At 73.8% G+C, this 17,267-nt stretch carries 13 protein-coding genes; 11 read left to right on the forward strand and 2 right to left on the reverse strand.

All coding sequences use genetic code 11. The features are described 5' to 3' along the window. Positions 1–19: 19 nt before the first annotated feature. Positions 20–757, forward strand: a complete 738-nt coding sequence (locus ACZ6O5_RS23750) for a helix-turn-helix domain-containing protein (protein WP_465980134.1) — start codon at positions 20–22, stop codon at positions 755–757. Between the two features lie 121 nt (positions 758–878). On the opposite strand, the gene ACZ6O5_RS23755 is transcribed toward ACZ6O5_RS23750, so the two are convergent. Next, positions 879–1,277, reverse strand: a complete 399-nt coding sequence (locus ACZ6O5_RS23755) for a VOC family protein (RefSeq protein ID WP_465980009.1) — start codon at positions 1,275–1,277, stop codon at positions 879–881. A 180-nt stretch (positions 1,278–1,457) separates the two neighbouring features. Here ACZ6O5_RS23755 and ACZ6O5_RS23760 point away from each other — a divergent pair, with 180 nt between their 5' ends. The 4 genes from ACZ6O5_RS23760 (at position 1,458) to ACZ6O5_RS23775 (ending at position 6,498) form a co-directional block, all read left to right on the forward strand. Next, complete coding sequence (locus ACZ6O5_RS23760; RefSeq protein WP_281940615.1) at positions 1,458–1,607, forward strand: hypothetical protein; 150 nt, start codon at positions 1,458–1,460, stop codon at positions 1,605–1,607. Between the two features lie 4 nt (positions 1,608–1,611). Next, entirely contained in the window at positions 1,612–3,027 is a 1,416-nt protein-coding gene (locus ACZ6O5_RS23765) for a methyltransferase domain-containing protein (RefSeq protein ID WP_465980010.1), read from the forward strand. Continuing rightward, on the forward strand, positions 3,020–5,062 hold the full coding sequence (locus tag ACZ6O5_RS23770; protein ID WP_465980011.1) for a sulfatase-like hydrolase/transferase: 2,043 nt from the start codon (positions 3,020–3,022) through the stop codon (positions 5,060–5,062). Before ACZ6O5_RS23765 ends, ACZ6O5_RS23770 begins: the two co-directional genes overlap by 8 nt. A 152-nt stretch (positions 5,063–5,214) precedes the next feature. Beyond that, positions 5,215–6,498 carry a citrate synthase gene (locus ACZ6O5_RS23775; protein ID WP_465980012.1) on the forward strand — a complete coding sequence of 428 codons (1,284 nt, stop codon included), beginning with the start codon at positions 5,215–5,217 and terminating at the stop codon, positions 6,496–6,498. A 178-nt stretch (positions 6,499–6,676) separates the two neighbouring features. Here the strand turns inward: ACZ6O5_RS23775 and ACZ6O5_RS23780 are convergent, their stop codons facing one another. Then, positions 6,677–8,074, reverse strand: coding sequence for a glycosyltransferase family 4 protein (locus tag ACZ6O5_RS23780; RefSeq protein WP_465980013.1), 1,398 nt, complete (start codon positions 8,072–8,074; stop codon positions 6,677–6,679). 293 nt (positions 8,075–8,367) lie between these two features. Between ACZ6O5_RS23780 and glgX the strand changes: the two genes are divergently transcribed. From glgX to ACZ6O5_RS23810, 6 genes are all read left to right on the forward strand, one after another. Continuing rightward, the gene (gene glgX, locus ACZ6O5_RS23785; RefSeq protein ID WP_465980135.1) at positions 8,368–10,488 is read left to right on the forward strand and encodes a glycogen debranching protein GlgX; all 2,121 of its coding nucleotides are present in this window, start codon (positions 8,368–8,370) and stop codon (positions 10,486–10,488) included. A 2-nt stretch (positions 10,489–10,490) separates the two neighbouring features. Beyond that, complete coding sequence (gene treY, locus ACZ6O5_RS23790) at positions 10,491–12,791, forward strand: malto-oligosyltrehalose synthase (protein ID WP_465980014.1); 2,301 nt, start codon at positions 10,491–10,493, stop codon at positions 12,789–12,791. Then, on the forward strand, positions 12,788–14,521 hold the full coding sequence (gene treZ, locus ACZ6O5_RS23795; RefSeq protein ID WP_465980015.1) for a malto-oligosyltrehalose trehalohydrolase: 1,734 nt from the start codon (positions 12,788–12,790) through the stop codon (positions 14,519–14,521). The genes treY and treZ overlap by 4 nt, the downstream gene beginning before the upstream one ends. A 441-nt stretch (positions 14,522–14,962) precedes the next feature. After that, positions 14,963–15,610 carry a maleylpyruvate isomerase family mycothiol-dependent enzyme gene (locus tag ACZ6O5_RS23800; RefSeq protein WP_465980016.1) on the forward strand — a complete coding sequence of 216 codons (648 nt, stop codon included), beginning with the start codon at positions 14,963–14,965 and terminating at the stop codon, positions 15,608–15,610. Between the two features lie 44 nt (positions 15,611–15,654). Next, positions 15,655–16,572 carry a class A beta-lactamase gene (gene bla / locus ACZ6O5_RS23805; RefSeq protein ID WP_465980017.1) on the forward strand — a complete coding sequence of 306 codons (918 nt, stop codon included), beginning with the start codon at positions 15,655–15,657 and terminating at the stop codon, positions 16,570–16,572. Positions 16,573–16,597: 25 nt separating this feature from the next. Next, on the forward strand, positions 16,598–17,209 hold the full coding sequence (locus ACZ6O5_RS23810) for a DUF6518 family protein (RefSeq protein WP_465980018.1): 612 nt from the start codon (positions 16,598–16,600) through the stop codon (positions 17,207–17,209). Positions 17,210–17,267 lie beyond the last annotated feature (58 nt).

Here is a 17,267-nt window from a genome sequence, read left to right on the forward strand (position 1 = left end):
TGGGTGGCAGGGTGGACGGATGTACCGGGAACGGGCGGCGGTGGGGATTCCGGCGGCGGTGCGGTGGGTGAGCGTCTCGTCCGGCGCCGGGCCGGTCCGCGTGCTGCCGGACGGGTGTCTGGACCTGCTCTGGTCCAGTCGGGCCGGGCTGCTGGTGGCCGGGCCGGACCGGGTGGCCCAGGTGTCGTGCTCGACGCCGGGGGAGCGGTGGATCGGGCTGCGCCTGCCGCCGGGCGTCGGCCCGGCCGTGTTCGGGGTGCCCGCCGAGGAGGTGCGGGACCGCCGCGTCCCGCTCGCCGACCTGTGGGGCCGCGCCGCCGTGGAACCGGCCGAACGGATCCGGGCGGCCATCGACCCGGGCGGTGCGCGGTGCGCGGCCGACTGGTCGGACGCCGGCGCCACGATCCTGGAGGAGGTGGCGCGGGCGCGGCTGCGGGCCGCCGGTGGGCCCGACCCGCTCGGCGCGCACGTGGCCGCCCGGCTGGCCGCCGGGGCCACGGTCGCGGCGACCGCCGCCGAGGTCGGCCTCGGCGCGCGGGCGCTGCACCGGCGCAGCCGGGCCCTCTTCGGGTACGGCCCGAAGACGCTGGCCCGCATCCTGCGCATGCGCCGCGCGCTGGACCTGGCCCGGCGCGGCGTGCCGCTCGCCGAGGTCGCCGCGCGATCCGGGTACGCCGACCAGGCCCACCTCACCCGCGACGTGCGCGAGCTGACCGGAGTCCCACCGACCCGGCTGCTCGCCCCGCCTCCCGACTGAGCGGCGGTTCCGGAGCGTGCTGCTCACCCCGCCTCCCGACTGAGCGGCGGTTCCGGAGCGCGCCGACGCGCGGCCCGACCGGGTCGCCGCACCGTCGTCCGGCGACGGCGGGCGCGTGTGGTCAGTCGGTCGGCAGCGGCGCGAACAGGTCCACACCGTTGCCGTCCGGATCGTGCAGGACCGCGTACCGCTGGCCCCAGACCGTGTCCCACGGCGGCAGTTCCCCGTGGTGGCCGGCGGCGGTCAGTTCGGCGTACCAGCGGTCCACCTCGGCCGGGTCGGCGCAGCGGAAGGCCAGGCTCATCCGCGGGCTGCCGGTGGGCGGTGTGAAGCCGGGATGGAAGCCGCGGATGGTGTCGACGGTGTCCCAGGCCAGCCGTACCCCGGTGGGGAGGGCGACCTCCACGTGCGGTTCCGTCTCGGCCCCGGCCGGGATCGGCAGCCCCAGCCGGCGGTAGAAGTCGAGAGTGCGGGCCATGTCGGTGACGACGGTCCCGACGAGATCGAACTGCGGTGTCATGCCACCACGGTAGGCGGCCCCGGGCCGGCCCGTCTTGAACGGATCGGACGGGGGAGGAGTGCCCGGTGTGGCCGCGCGTGTCAGGTCAGACGCGTACCGTAGGGGACAAGCCCGGCGTTGAGGAGTAAAGCTCGCGTTCCGGGCGGTGCTCCGATGACCGGCGAGGGAAGGAAAGCAGCCGTGACGCACCTGGCCTACCTGGACGCGGGATCCGGCAGTCTCATCGTGCAGGCGGTGGTCGGCGGGGTGGCCGGAGTGGCCGTGGCCGCCAAGCTCTACTGGCGGCGCCTGGTGACCCGGTTCCGTCGCCAGCCCACCGACCGGGGCTGACGGCATGACGGTTCCCGACACCGGCGTCCGTGTCGAACCCGGCTCCTTCCGCGACCCCGGCAACCGGGTCTTCCACCGGGCCGGCGAGGTGCTGCGCGGCCTCGACGAGCGGTCCGCCCGGGACTGGCGGGCGCTGTCCGCCAGCGACTTCTTCCGCGACCTCACCGCCGCCGGCCACCTGGTCGGCACCGAGGAACTCGTCCCGACCCCGGTCGACGTGCCCTGGGCCGCGGTGCTGCGGCACGACCGCATCCCGTTCGTCTCCCACCCCTACGAGTGGTCGTACGCGATGCTGCGCGACGCGGCGCTGCTGCACCTGGACGTGCTGCGCGCCGCGCTGGAGGCCGGCTTCACCACCAAGGACGGGTCGGCCTACAACGTGCAGTGGCGCGGCGCCCGGCCGGTGTTCATCGACGTCGGCTCGTTCGAGGCGCTGCGCGACGGCGAACCCTGGGCCGGCTACCGGCAGTTCTGCCAGACGCTGCTCTACCCGCTGCTGATCCAGGCCCACCTCGGGCTGGACTTCCAGCCGTTCCTGCGGGCCCGGATCGACGGCGTCGAGCCGGACCAGATGCGCCGCCTGTTCGCCGGCGTCCGCCGCTGGCGGGCCGGGGTGCCCACCCACGTGCACCTGCACGGCGCGATGCAGGCCCGCCACGCGGACGCCAGCAGCAGCGACGTCCGCGCCCAGCTCCGCGCCGCCGGGTTCTCCCGCGAGCTGGCCCTGGCCACCGTACGCGGGCTGACCCGACTGGTCCGCCGGCTCGACCACCGGCCCGGCGACAGCCACTGGGCGGACTACCAGCGCACCTGCGCGTACTCGGTGCCGGACCGGCAGGCCAAGGAGGACTTCGTCGACCGGGCGGTGGCCGCCACCGCCCCGCACTCGGCGTTGGACCTGGGCGCCAACGACGGCCGGTACGCCCGCATCGCGGCCCGGCACGCCGCCCACGTGGTCGCCGTCGAGCAGGACCCGGGCGTGGTCGACGCGCTCTACCGCGCGTTGTGCGACGAGGGCGAGAGGCGGATCCTGCCGCTGGTGATGGACCTGGCCGACCCGTCGCCGGGCGGCGGCTGGCGCGGCGTCGAGCGGGCCGCGTTCGTCGACCGGGCGCGCGCCGACCTGGTGCTCGCCCTGGCCCTGGTGCACCACCTGGCGATCGGCCGGAACGTGCCGCTGCCCGACGTGCTCGACCAGCTCGCCGTGCTCACCGAGCCCGGCGGCAGCCTGGTGGTGGAGTTCGTCCACCCGGACGACCCGATGGCCCGCCGGCTGCTGGCCAACAAGCCGGACGGTCTCTTCCCCGACTACCGGCGGGACGCGTTCGAGGCGCTGCTGGCCCGGCGCGGGCGGGTGGTGGCGCGCGCCGAGCTGCCGTCCGGCACCCGCACGCTCTACCAGGTGGTGGTGGGTGGTTGAGGACACCCTCGCCCCACCACGGGACCGTCCGGCCGGCACCGACGCGCCCCGGCGGCGGGGCCCGTGGCGGGCCGAGGCGGCCCGGCTGGCCGAGGTGTCGGCGCTGGTCGGCCTCGTGGTCACCCAGCCGCTGCTGGACGTGCTCGGTCGCAGCCCCGACTTCTTCCTGTTCCACCGCGCCTCCCGGGCCGACGTGCTGCTCCTGGTCGCGCTCATCGCGCTGACGCCCACGCTGCCGTTCGCGGCGCTCGGCGCCCTGGCGCTGCTCGGCGGCCGGGTCACCCGGGCAGCGGTGCACACCGTGCTGGTCGGGCTGCTGCTCGCCGCGCTCGCGGTCCAGGTGGGCCGCCACCTGACGCCGCTTCGGGGCGTACCGCTGCTGGTGGTGGCCGGCGGGGCCGGCGCGCTCGCGGCGGTCGCGCACCGGCGGTGGCGGGCGCTGCGCCGGGTGCTGCGGGTGGCCGCGGCCGGCCCGGTGGTCTTCGTCGGGCTGTTCCTGTTCGCGTCGCCGGCCTCGGCGGTGGTGCTGCCCCGCGGCGACGGCGGCGCCGCCGGCACGGCCGGCGCGGGCAGCCACCCGCCGGTGGTCATGATCGTGCTGGACGAGCTGCCGCTGGTGTCGCTGCTCGGCCCGGACGGGGGGATCGACGCCGCCCGCTACCCGAACGTCGCCGCGCTGGCCGCCGGCTCGACGTGGTACCGCAACGCCACCGGCGTCAGCGGCTGGACGCCCTACGCCCTGCCGGCCATGCTCACCGGCCGCTACCCGGACCGGGCCGTGGCGCCGCACTACTCGCAGTATCCGGACAACCTGTTCACCGCGCTCGGCGGCCTCTACCAGATCAAGGCCGAGGAGAGCATCACCCGGCTCTGCCCGCCCAGCCGCTGCGAGCAGCCGGCCAACCCGCAGCAGGGGATCGGCGTGCTGACCCGGGAGAGCGGCAAGCTGCTGCGCCAGCTCACCGCGCCGGTGGACAGCCGGGTCGACCCGGAGGACTCGTACCGGGAGCAGACCGCGGCCGAGGCCGGGCTGGACGCCGCCGAACCGGTGCCCGACGACCCGAAGTTCCGCTGGGACACGCTCGACGACAACCAGCCGGCCCGGTTCACCTCGTTCCTCGCCGGGCTGCGTCCCGCCGACCGCCCCACGCTGCACTTCCTGCACCTGCTGATGCCGCACTCACCGTGGGCGTACCTGCCGTCCGGGGCGCACTACGACGCGCCGGAGGACCTGCCCAACGACGGCGCCGGCTGGGTGGACGTGGCCCGCGCCCGGCACCTGGCCCAGCTCGGCTACACCGACCGGCTGATCGGCGAGACGCTGCGCACGCTGCGCGCCACCGGCCTCTACGACCAGGCGCTGGTGCTGGTCACCGCGGACCACGGGGTGAGCTTCCGCCGGGGCTGGCAGGGCCGGGGGATGGACGCCATCACGCACGCCGCGAACGAGGTGGCCTGGGTGCCGATGTTCGTCAAGGAGCCCGGCCAGCGGGCCGGCCGGGTCGACGACCGCAACTGGGAGCACGTGGACCTGCTGCCCACCATCGCCGACGAGACCCACGTCCGGGTGTCCTGGCGGATGGACGGCGTCCCGGCGAGGGCCGCCCCGCGCGGGCGGGCCGACAAGCGCTTCTACGACCGGCCCGGCCAGCCGGTGACGATCACCGGCGGGGTGCCCGCACCGGTGCCGCTGCCGGCCGTCGACCCGTTGGTCGGCACGCGGCTCTCCGACGCGCCCCCCGGCGGCACGGCCACGGTCGCGAACCGGGCGGCGTTCGCCGCGGTCGACCCGGCGCGAGGGCTGCCGGCGCTGGTCTGGGGGACCGTGCCCGACACCGTGCCGGACGGCACCCGGCTCGCGGTGGCGGTCAACGGCACGGTCGGCGCCGTGGTGCCGGTGGTGCCGCCGGACGCCGGCGGCCGGCGGTTCGCCGCGTTCCTCCCCGACGACCGGATCTTCGCCGCCGGCGCCAACCGCCTTGACCTGTACCGCCTCGACGCCGGCGGGACGCCGCGGCGGCTCGATCTGTCCTGACCGGCCCCGCAGCCGGTTTCCGCCCCGGCAACTCGGGAATCAGTGACGCATACCTCACCTGCGAAACCATGCCGAGCGTTGTCCCCCATACCGTGATTACGGTAGAAGCGAAGGCAATTCAACGAAGATCTTGCCGGCGAAGCGAGGAACAGATGACGGAAGTCAAGCTCGACCACCCCGGTGGGCAGCTGTCGATGCCGGTGCAGTCCGCGGTCGAGGGCCCCGCCGGGATCGGGGTGAGCAAGCTGCTCAAGGAAACCGGGATGACCACGTACGACCCCGGTTTCGTCAACACCGCGTCCTGCTCGTCCGCGATCACCTACATCGACGGTGACGCGGGCATCCTGCGGTACCGCGGCTACCCGATCGACCAGCTGGCCGAGAAGTCCTCCTTCCTGGAGGTCTCCTACCTGCTGATCTACGGCGAGCTGCCGTCCCAGACGGAGCTCACCGAGTTCAGCGAGCGGATCCGGCGGCACTCGCTGCTGCACGAGGAGATGCGTCGTTTCTTCGACGGTTTCCCCCGGGACGCGCACCCGATGGCGGTGCTCTCCTCGGCCGTCAGCGCCATCTCGACGTTCTACCAGGACAGCCTGGACCCGTTCGACTCCGAGCACGTCGAGATGTCCATGGTGCGGCTGATGGCGAAGGTCCCCACCATCGCCTCGTACGCCTACAAGAAGTCGATCGGCCAGCCGCTGCTGTACCCGGACAACTCGCTCGGCTACGTCGAGAACTTCCTCCGGATGACGTTCGGCGTGCCGGCCGAGCAGTACGAGGTCGACCCGGTCGTCGCCCGCGTGCTGGACATGCTGTTCGTCCTGCACGCCGACCACGAGCAGAACTGCTCCACCTCGACCGTGCGGCTGGTCGGCTCCAGCAACGCCAACCTGTTCGCCTCCGTCTCGGCCGGCGTGAACGCGCTGTTCGGCCCGCTGCACGGTGGCGCCAACCAGGCCGTGCTGGAGATGCTCCAGAAGATCCAGGCCGACGGCGGCGACGTCCGCACCTTCGTGCAGAAGGTGAAGGACAAGCAGGACGGCGTGAAGCTGATGGGCTTCGGCCACCGGGTCTACAAGAACTACGACCCGCGGGCCGCGATCGTGAAGAAGGCCGCCCAGGACGTGCTCGGCCGGATGGCCAAGCCGGACCCGCTGCTGGACCTCGCGATGCAGCTGGAGGAGATCGCGCTCGCCGACGACTTCTTCGTCTCCCGGCGGCTCTACCCGAACGTGGACTTCTACACCGGCCTGATCTACAAGGCCATGGGCTTCCCGACGAAGATGTTCACGGTGCTGTTCGCGCTGGGCCGGCTGCCCGGCTGGATCGCCCAGTGGCGCGAGATGATCAACGACCCGGAGACCAAGATCGGCCGCCCGCGGCAGATCTACACCGGCGCCCCGGAGCGGCCGTACATCCCCGCCGCCGACCGCTGACGCGTAAGGAGGGGCCCCCTGTTAGCGCCTCAGGCATAGATGGGGCCCCTTCTCACACGATGGCCGACGCGAAGGCCGCCGACCCGATCGGGTCGGCGGCCTTTTCCGTGCTCCGGGGCGCGGGGCGGTGAGAAGGGGCCCCTTCTATACCGCAGGCGTTAACCGGGGGCCCCTCCTTTCACCGGAGGCCGGCGGCGGTGAGGAGGTTGCCGGTGGGGAGGGCGGGGAGGGCGCGGCCGGCGGCCATCCGCTGCTCGGTGCGGGCGGCGGTGAACGCCGGGTCGCCGGCGATCGCGGCGGCGTACGCGGCGGCCGTGCGGGACGCGATCGCCGACCAGCCGTACCGCTCGTGCACCATGGCGCGGGCCCGGCGGGCCAGCGCGCGGGCCCGGTCGGTGTCGGAGAGCAGCGCGTGCACCGCCTCGGCCAGCCCGTCCGGGTCGTGCGGGGCGAACGTCATCCCGGTGACGCCGGGCTCGACGATCTCGGCCAGCCCACCGGTACGCGACACCGCCAGCGGCGCGCCCGCGGCGGCGCCCTCCAGCGCGACCATGCCGAACGGCTCGTAGATGCTGGGCACCGCGAAGCAGTCCGAGGCGGCCATCACCGCGGGCAGGTCGGTGCCGCCGAGGAACCCGGGCATGCTGACCGTGTCGCCCAGCCCGAGCCGGTGTACCTCGGCCTCCAGCTCCGCCTTGTACGGCCCGTCGCCGACGATCACCGCGCGCAGCCCGGGGTGCTGGTCCCGCAGCCGGGGCAGCCCGGCGAGCAGGTGCTGCACGCCCTTCTCGTAGACCAGCCGACCGGCGAACGTGACAAGCGGCCCGTCGGCGGCGAAGCGGGTCCGGGCGGCGGCGACCGCCGAGGCGGGCACCCGCCAGCGGTGCGGCTCGACGCCGTTGGGCACCACGTCGACCCGGGCCGCGTCCACGCCGAACAGCGCGCCGACCTCGTCGCGCATGTAGCCGGAGCAGACGATCACCCGACCGGACTCGCTGGCGAGCCAGTGCTCGACGCCGTGGATGGTGCGGTTCATCTCCTCGGGCAGCCAGCCCTGGTGCCGGCCCGCCTCGGTGGCGTGGATGGTGGTCACCAGCGGCACGTCCAGGTGCTCGCGCAGCGTCATGGCGGTGTGCGCGACCAGCCAGTCGTGGGCGTGGATCACGTCGTACGCGCCGGACTCGGCGGCGCGCAGCGCGGCCCGGGTGAGTGTGTGGTTGAACGCCATGGTCCAGGCCAGCAGCGACCCGGTGGCGAGCGGGAAGGTGACCGGGTCCTCGGCGGCGCGGACGACGCGCACGCCGTCGGCGTACTCCTCCAGCGGCGCGCCCTCGGCGTGCCGGGTGACCACGGTGACCTCGTGCCCGGCGGCGGCCAGGGCGACGGAGAGCGCGTGCACGTGGCGGCCGAGGCCACCGACGAGCACCGGCGGGTACTCCCACGACAGCATCAGGATGCGCCGCTTCCGGGGCGCGGCGCCGGACTGCGGCGGCACGGTCGGGCGGGAGGTGAGGGTGGGCCGGTGGAGCCGGTCCGTCGCGGTGGCGGTAGGCGCGCCGACCCGCAGAGTGGTCACGTGTCGTTCTCCGTCCATGCAGGGTGGGACACGCCGGCATCGGTGGCGGCGGTGGGGCGGTGGTGGGGAATGGCCGAGCGGCCGGGTGGACACGCGCGGGCGCGCGTCTGCGGTCCAGGAAAATCCATCCGGCGCGAACCCGCACCTCGAAACGGTCGATCGTGACGGACGACACCAGAACCTTTCGGTTACCGTCCGAACGGGTGGATTGGCGGCGGGTACGGCGGGGCATCAACGGCGTGCGCGCCGGCCGCCCGTCCGGCGCGCTGACGATCATGGGCCGAAGGAGCGACATGCAGGTCTGGCCGGGCGAGAGCTACCCCCTCGGCGCCACCTATGACGGGATGGGCACCAACTTCGCGATCTTCTCCGAGGTGGCGGAGCGGGTCGAGCTCTGTCTGTTCGACGAGTGGGACATCGGCACCGAGCGCCGGGTCGAGCTGCGCGAGGTCGACGCGTACGTCTGGCACGCCTACATTCCCGGCATCGAACCCGGCCAGCGGTACGGCTTCCGGGTGCACGGCCGGTGGGACCCGGCCAACGGGGTGCGGTGCAACCCGCACAAGCTGCTGCTCGACCCGTACGCGAAGGCGGTCGACGGCGAGGTCTCCTGGGACCCGGCGGTCTACGACTACGAGGTGGGCGGCGACCCGGACCGGATGAACACCACCGACTCGGCGCCGTTCATGCCGAAGTCGGTGGTGGTGAACCCGTACTTCGACTGGGGCAACGACAAGCCGCCGCGCACCCCGTACCACCACTCGGTCATCTACGAGGCGCACGTGCGCGGGCTGACCATGCGCCACCCGGACATCCCGGACGAGCTGCGCGGCACGTACGCGGCGATCGCCTCGCCGGTGATGATCGAGCACTTCAAGCAACTCGGGGTGACCGCGGTCGAGCTGATGCCGGTGCACGAGTTCGTGCACGACCACCGCCTGGCCGACCTGGGGCTGCGCAACTACTGGGGCTACAACACCATCGGCTTCTTCGCCCCGCACCACGGCTACTCCGCGCTGGGCCGGCTCGGCCAGCAGGTGCAGGAGTTCCGCGGCATGGTCAAGGCGCTGCACGCCGCCGGCATCGAGGTCATCCTCGACGTGGTCTACAACCACACCGCCGAGGGCAACCACCTCGGGCCGTCGCTGAGCTTCAAGGGCATCGACACGCCGAGCTACTACCGGTTGTCGGAGGAGGACCGGCGCTACTTCGTCGACTACACCGGCACCGGCAACAGCCTGAACGTGCGCAGCCCGCACTCGCTGCAACTGATCATGGATTCGCTGCGCTACTGGGTCACCGAGATGCACGTCGACGGCTTCCGGTTCGACCTGGCCGCCACGCTGGCCCGCGAGTTCTACGAGGTGGACCGCCTCTCCACGTTCTTCGAGGTGGTGCAGCAGGACCCGGTGGTCGGCCGGGTCAAGCTGATCGCCGAGCCGTGGGACATCGGCCCCGGCGGCTACCAGGTGGGCAACTTCCCGCCGCAGTGGACCGAGTGGAACGGAAAGTACCGCGACACGGTCCGCGACTTCTGGCGCGGCGAACCGGCCACGCTCGCCGAGTTCGCGTCCCGCATCTCCGGCTCCGCCGACCTCTACCAGGACGACGGCCGCCGCCCGTTCCACAGCATCAACTTCGTCACCTGCCACGACGGGTTCACGCTCACCGACCTGGTGTCGTACAACGACAAGCACAACGAGGCCAACGGCGAGGAGAACCGGGACGGGGAGAGCCACAACCGCTCCTGGAACTGCGGCGTCGAGGGGGACACCGACGATGCGGGCGTACGCGCGCTGCGGGAGCGGCAGCGGCGCAACTTCCTGGCCACGCTGATCCTGTCCCAGGGCGTGCCGATGCTCGGCCACGGCGACGAGCTGGGCCGCACCCAGCACGGCAACAACAACGCCTACTGCCAGGACAGCGAGCTGGCCTGGGTGGACTGGGCACGGGCCGACGAGGAGCTGCTCACGTTCGTGCGGCGGCTCACCGAGTTCCGCAACCGCCACCAGGTGTTCCGTCGTCGACGGTTCTTCACCGGGCTGCCGGTCGGCGGTCGGGCCGCCGGCTCCGGCCTGCCGGACCTGGCCTGGTACACCCCGGACGGCCGGGAGATGACCGGCGAGGACTGGGGCAACGACTTCGGCCGCTCGGTGGCCCTGTTCGTCAACGGCGACGGCATCCCGGAGCGCGGCCAGTACGGCCAGCGCCACCGGGACAGCTCCTTCCTGCTGCTGTTCAACGCGCACGACGCGGCGTTGGACTTCGCGCTGCCCGGGGAGGAGTTCGGGCCCCGGTGGGAGCTGGTGATCAGCACCGCGGAACCGGATCCGGAGAAGACCACAGTGGTCGAGGCGGGCGGCACGGTGTGCGTGCCGGACCGCTCGCTGCTGGTCCTGGAGAGGACGCCCTGACCATGCCCGACACCCCCCGTTCGACCTACCGCGTCCAGGTGCGGCCCGGCTTCGACCTGGACGCCACCGCCGAGCTGACCGACTACCTGGCCACGCTCGGCGTCACCCACCTCTACACCGCGCCGCTGCTCACCGCCACGCCCGGCTCGCAGCACGGCTACGACGTGGTCGACCACCGGGCGGTCAACCCGGAGCTGGGCGGCGAGGCCGGCCGGCAACGCCTGGTCCGGGCGCTGCGCGCGGCCGGGTTGGGCCTGGTCGTGGACATCGTGCCGAACCACGCCGGGGTGGCCCGGCCGGCGGCCAACCCGGCCTGGTGGGACGTGCTGCGGGCCGGGCGGGACTCGGCGTACGCGACCTGGTTCGACATCGACTGGGACCGCGGCCGGCTGCTGCTGCCGGTGCTCGCCGAAGCCCCCGACGCGCTCGACGACCTGAAGCTGGTCGACGGGGAGCTGCGCTACCACGAGCACCGCTTCCCGATCGCGGACGGCACCGGCGACGGCACGCCCCGGGAGGTGCACGACCGGCAGCACTACGAGCTGGTGGACTGGCGGCGCGGCGACACCGAGCTGACGTACCGCCGGTTCTTCGCCGTCTCCGACCTGGCCGGCCTGCGGGTGGAGGACCCGGAGGTCTTCGACGCCACCCACGCGGAGATCCTGCGCTGGTCCGACGCCGGGGACGTCGACGGCATCCGGGTGGACCACCCGGACGGGCTGCGCGACCCGGCCGGCTACCTGGCCCGGTTGCGCGCCGCCGCGCCGCAACGCTGGCTGGTGGTGGAGAAGATCCTGGAGTACGGCGAGGACCTGCCGGACTGGCCGGTCGACGGCACCACCGGCTACGACGCGCTGGCCGCCGTGTCCGGTCTCTTCGTCGACCCGGCCGCCGAGCCGGACTTCACCGCGCTCGACGGGCGGCTCACCGGCCGGCACACCTCCTGGGAGGACCTGACCCACGGCACCAAGCTGGAGGCCGCCACCCGGCTGCTCGCCGCCGAGCTGACCCGGCTCGCCGCGCTCGTGCCCGAGCTGCCCCGCGAGCAGGTCCGCGACGCCCTCGCGGAGCTGGCCGCCTGCTTCCCGGTCTACCGCGGCTATCCGCCGGAGGGGGCCCGGCACCTGGCCGCCGCCCGCAGCGAGGCCGGCCGCCGCCGGCCCGACCTGACCGCCGTGCTGGACCAGGTCACCGCCCGGCTCCGGGACCCCGGTCACGAGCTGGCCGCCCGGTTCCCGCAGTTGACCGGCGCGGTGATGGCCAAGGGCGTGGAGGACACCGCCTACTACCGGTGGAGCCGGTTCGTCGCGCTCAACGAGGTGGGCGGCAGCCCGGCCCACTTCGGGGTGCCGCCGGCCGAGCTGCACCGGTTCGCCGCCGCCCGCCAGGTGCGCTGGCCGGCGAGCATGACCGCGCTCTCCACCCACGACACCAAGCGCGGCGAGGACGTCCGCGCCCGGCTCGCGGTGCTGAGCGAGCTGCCCGGCCGGTGGGCCGACCGGGTCACCGACTGGATGTCCCGGGCGCCGCTGGCCGACCCGGCGCTGGCCCACCTGCTCTGGCAGACCGCCGTCGGGGCCTGGCCGCTCGACCGGGACCGGCTGCACGGGTACGCGGAGAAGGCCGCCCGGGAGGCGTCGGTCAGCACGAGCTGGGCCGACCCCGACCCGACCTTCGAGCACGAGATGCACGCCCTGGTCGACCGGATGTACGACGACCCGGAGCTGCACGCCCAGATCACCGCGTTCGTCGACGAGATCACGCCGGCCGGCTGGTCCAACGCGCTCGGGCAGAAGCTGGTGCAGCTCGCCATGCCCGGCGTGCCGGACACCTACCAGGGCACCGAGCTGTGGGAGAACTCCCTGGTCGACCCGGACAACCGCCGCCCGGTCGACTTCGCCGTACGCCGGGAGCTGCTGGCCCGGCTCGACGCCGGCTGGCAGCCGACGGTGGCCGCGGACGGCGCGGCCAAGCTGCTCGTGGTCTCCCGCACGCTGCGGCTGCGCCGCGACCGGCCGGAGCTGTTCACCGGCTACCGGCCGCTGCCGGCGCGCGGCCCGGCCGCCGCGCACGCGGTGGCGTTCGACCGGGGCGGCGCGATCGCGGTGGCCACCCGGCTGCCGGTGCGGCTGGCCCGCGACGGCGGCTGGCGGGGCACGACGTTGTCACTTCCCGTTCATCCGGTGACCGACGTGTTCACCGGTCGGGTCTACAGTGGTGGGGAGGTGCTCCTGGAAGATCTGTTGAGCACCTGTCCCGTCGCCCTCCTCGCACCCACCGATCCAGCGGAGGCCGCCGCATGACCGAGTTCACGGTGTGGGCGCCCGAGGCCGCCCGGGTGCGGTTGCGCCTGCCCGGCGTGGCCGACCACGACATGCGGGCCGGGCCGGACGGCTGGTGGCGGGTCGAGGCGCCCGACGCCGGGCCGGGCACCGACTACGCGTTCCTGCTCGACGACGACGAGCAGGCGCTGCCGGACCCGAGGTCGGCCTGGCAGCCGGCCGGCGTGCACGGCCCCAGCCGGGTGTACGACCACGCCGCGTTCCCCTGGACCGACAGCGCGTGGACCGGCCGGCAGTTGCCCGGCAGCGTGCTGTACGAGCTGCACATCGGCACGTTCACCCCGGAGGGCACGTTCGACGGGGCCATCGCCCGGCTCGACCACCTGGTGGAGCTCGGTGTCGACCTGGTCGAGCTGCTGCCGGTCAACGCGTTCAACGGCGAGCACAACTGGGGTTACGACGGCGTCTGCTGGTACGCCCCGCACGAGCCCTACGGCGGGCCGGACGGCCTGAAACGCTTCGTGGACGCGGCTCACGCCCGAGGGCTGGGGGTGATCCTCGACGTCGTCTACAACCATTTCGGGCCCTCCGGGGCCTACGCGCCGCGCTTCGCGCCGTACCTCGCCGAGCAGAGCAACACCTGGGGCCGCACGGTCAACCTGGACGGCCCGCACTCCGACGGCGTGCGCCGCCACATCGTCGACAGCGTGCTGATGTGGCTGCGTGACTACCACGTCGACGGGCTGCGGCTGGACGCCGTGCACGCGATGCCGGACGGCCGGGCCACCCACTGGCTGGAGGAGGTGGCGGTCGAGGTCGAGTCGCTGTCGACCGCGCTGGGCCGGCCGCTGTCGCTGATCGCCGAGTCCGACCTGAACGACCCGACGCTGATCACGCCGCGCGAGGCCGGCGGCTACGGCCTGCACGCCCAGTGGAACGACGACGCGCACCACGCGCTGCACACGCTGCTCACCGGCGAGCGGCAGGGCTACTACGGCGACTTCGGTTCGCTGGAGTGCCTCACCGACGTGCTGACCGGCGCGTTCTTCCACGCCGGCACCTGGTCCAGCTTCCGCAACCGCAGCCACGGCCGCCCGGTCGACCGGCAGCGCACGCCCGGCCACCGGTTCGTCGCCTACCTGCAGAACCACGACCAGATCGGCAACCGGGCCACCGGCGACCGGATCTCCGCCACGCTCTCGACCGGGATGCTGCGGGTCGGCGCCACGCTGCTGATGACCGCCCCGTTCACCCCGATGCTGTTCATGGGGGAGGAGTGGGCCGCGACCACGCCGTGGCAGTTCTTCACCAGCCACCCCGAGCCGGAGCTGGCGGTCGCGGTCGCCACCGGCCGCCGACGCGAGTTCGCCGACCACGGATGGGCCACCGACGACGTGCCCGACCCGCAGGACCCGCAGACGTTCCTGCGGTCCCGGCTGGACTGGGCCGAGCTGGACAAGCCCGACCACCGCGAGATGTACGAGTTCCACCGGCGGCTGATCGCGCTGCGCAAGTCGTGCCCGGACCTGTCCGACCCGCGGCTGCACCGGGTCGAGGTGCGCCACGGCGACCAGTTCCTGGTGATGCGACGCGGCGACACGTTGGTGGTGGCCAACCTGGCGGAGCGACCGCAGCGGGTGAACCTGCCCGGGGCGGTCCGCCGGGTGCTGCTCGCCTCCTCCGAGGGCGCCACGGTGATGCGCGGCGGCATCGAGCTGCCGGCGGAGAGCGCGGCGATCGTCGCGCTCTGACGTCTGCCGGCGTGGTGCCCGTTGGCGGTCACGCGCCCGAGCGTGGTCCGACCCGGCTCGCGGCAGCGGGAGGCATGACTTTGCCGCCCGCAGCCCTTTGGAGCTGAGAGCAGATTCGACTCAGACGCCTCGCCCGAGGCCGGTTCCCGTCCGGCCCGCGCATTCCGGCGGCGGTGAGCCGTCGGCGAGGTAAGCGGGGGCGCGTGACGCCCAGACGCGCACCGCCGCCCCGACCCGGTGAACGGTTTCGCGCCGATCTTGGAGTTGTGGTGGTTCGCAAAGCCGACATGCGACGCTTTTCCTGGCACCACAACTCCAAGATCGACGAGAGGGCGAGGCGAGAGGGCGAGGCGGCGGCGAGGGCGGCGAGGGGGCGGGGCGATGAGTTCGTCGGGCGGGGGCGGTCTGAGTGGGGAACGGGGCCGACGCTGGAGGTTGCTCATGTCCGACACGCTCACCCGAAGCGAGTTGTGGGCGCTCGCGCACGCCGAGCGGGCCGCCCTCGCCGACGACCTGGCCGGGCTCGACGCGGCGCGGTGGGCGCACCGTTCGCTGTGCGGCCGGTGGACGGTGGAGCAGGTGGTCGCGCACCTGACCGCGGCGGCGAGCGTCGGCCGGGCCCGCTGGGTGGCCAGCGTGCTGGGCGCGCGCTTCGACTTCGACAAGCACAACGACCGTCGCCTGGCCGAGCACCGGGGCGCCGACCCGGCGGAGACACTCGACCGGTTCCGTCGGATCATCCGCAGCACCACGTCCACGTTCGGCCCGACCGAGGCGTGGCTCGGTGAGGTGGTCGTGCACGCCCAGGACATCCGGCGACCGCTCGGCCTCGGCCGTACGCCGCCGGTCGAGGCCGTGACGCCGGTCGCCCGTTTCTTCGCCGGTCGGGACTTCACCGTGAGCGGACGCAGCGCCATTCGGGGGCTGCGGGTGGCGGCCACCGACGGACCGTTCGTCACCGGGGACGGCCCACTGGTCAGCGGCACCACGCTGGCACTGACCATGGCGATGGCCGGCCGGGCGGCATACTGCGATGACCTGACCGGGCCCGGTGTGCCCACGCTGCGTCAGCGGTGCGCCCCCGCCTGAGGACGGCCGACGACGCCGGTGCGCCGGCGTGGAGAGGAGCACGCATGAAGCACGTCCAGCGGGCGGCGGCGGTGCTCGCGATCGTCCTCCTGGCCGGCTGCACGTCCACCCCGTCCGCGCCCCGCGCCGGCACGGCTCCTGCCACCGGCACGGCTCCCGGCGCGTCGACGGGTGCCCCGGTTCCGGTGCCCGGGGAACTCGCCGCGCTGGAACAGCGGTTCGGGGCGCGGATCGGCGTCTACGCGGTCGATACCGGCACCGGCCGCACGCTGGCCCACCGGGCCGACGAACGGTTCGCGTACGCGTCGACGTGCAAGGCGCTCGCGGCCGGCGCGTTGCTGGCCGCCACGTCCGACGCCGACCTGGACCGGGTGGTGCGTTACCGGCGGGCGGACCTGGTGTCGTACTCGCCGGTCACCGAGCGGCACGTCGGGTCCGGGATGACGCTGCGGGCGGTCGCCGAGGCGGCGGTGCGGCGGAGCGACAACACCGCCGGCAACCTGGTGTTCGCCGAACTCGGCGGCCCGGCCGGGTTCGAGCGCGCGCTGCGCGGCGTCGGCGACCGGGTCCCCGACCCCGCCCGCACGGAGCCGGACCTCAACGAGGCCGCGCCGGGCGACGTCCGCGACACCAGCACCCCCCGCGCGTTGGCAGGTTCCCTGCGGGCGTACGCGCTGGGCGACGTGCTGCCGCCGCCGGACCGGGCGGTGCTGCTCGACTGGATGCGGAGCAGCACCACCGGCGCGGGCCTGGTCCGGGCCGGCGCACCGGCCGGCTGGCGGGTCGCGGACAAGAGCGGCACCGGCGGGTACGGCACCCGAAACGACATCGCCGTGGTGTGGCCGCCGGACGCCGCGCCGATCGTGCTGGCGGTGCTCACCACCCGGGCCGACCGGAACGCGTCGCCGGACAACGCGCTGGTGGCCGGTGCCGCGGCGGCGACCCTGGCCGCGATGCGCTGACTGCATACCGAGTATGCTCGCCGGCATGCCGCCCACCCGTCGCATCCTGGCGCTCGTCGCCCCCCTCGCCGGGTTTCTGCTCGGCTTCCTCGACTTCGTCTGGATCACGAGGGTGCCGTACCCGCTCGCCGAACTCGGCAACTCCACCGCCACCTGGGCGGTCGCCGCGTTCGCGCTCGGCTGGTGGGTCCGGGCGGGCGAGCTGCGGGCGGCCGTGGCGGGCGTGGTCCTGCTGGTCGTCGCCGTGCCCAGCTACTACCTCGCGGCGGCGCTGCTCCAGGGTGACGACCTGGCCGTGATCACCGCGCCCACCTCGTTGCTGTGGATGGCGTTTGGGGTGCTCGCGGGCGTGGTGTTCGGCATCGCCGGTGTCTGGGCCCGGTCGTCCGGGTGGCGGCGGGTGGTGGCGACCGCGCTGCCGGCGGCCGTGTTCGTCGAGGAGGCGCTGCGCTTCGCCGACCGGGCCCGCACCGGCTACTACCCCGGTGCCTGGTGGAACGTGGCCATCGACCTCGTGCTCGCCGCGCTCGTGGTCCTGCTCGTCGCCCGCGCCGCCCGGACCCGGTTGCTCGCCGCGGCGGTGGCGTTGCCGCTGGCCGCGCTCGGCGCGCTGGTCTTCGTCGCCGTCTCCGGCTGAGGCCGGCCTCGACGTCGACCACGTCATCGATTGACATTCGATAGCTAGCTAGCGAAAC

This window comes from Micromonospora sp. NPDC049201, from assembly GCF_055586805.1.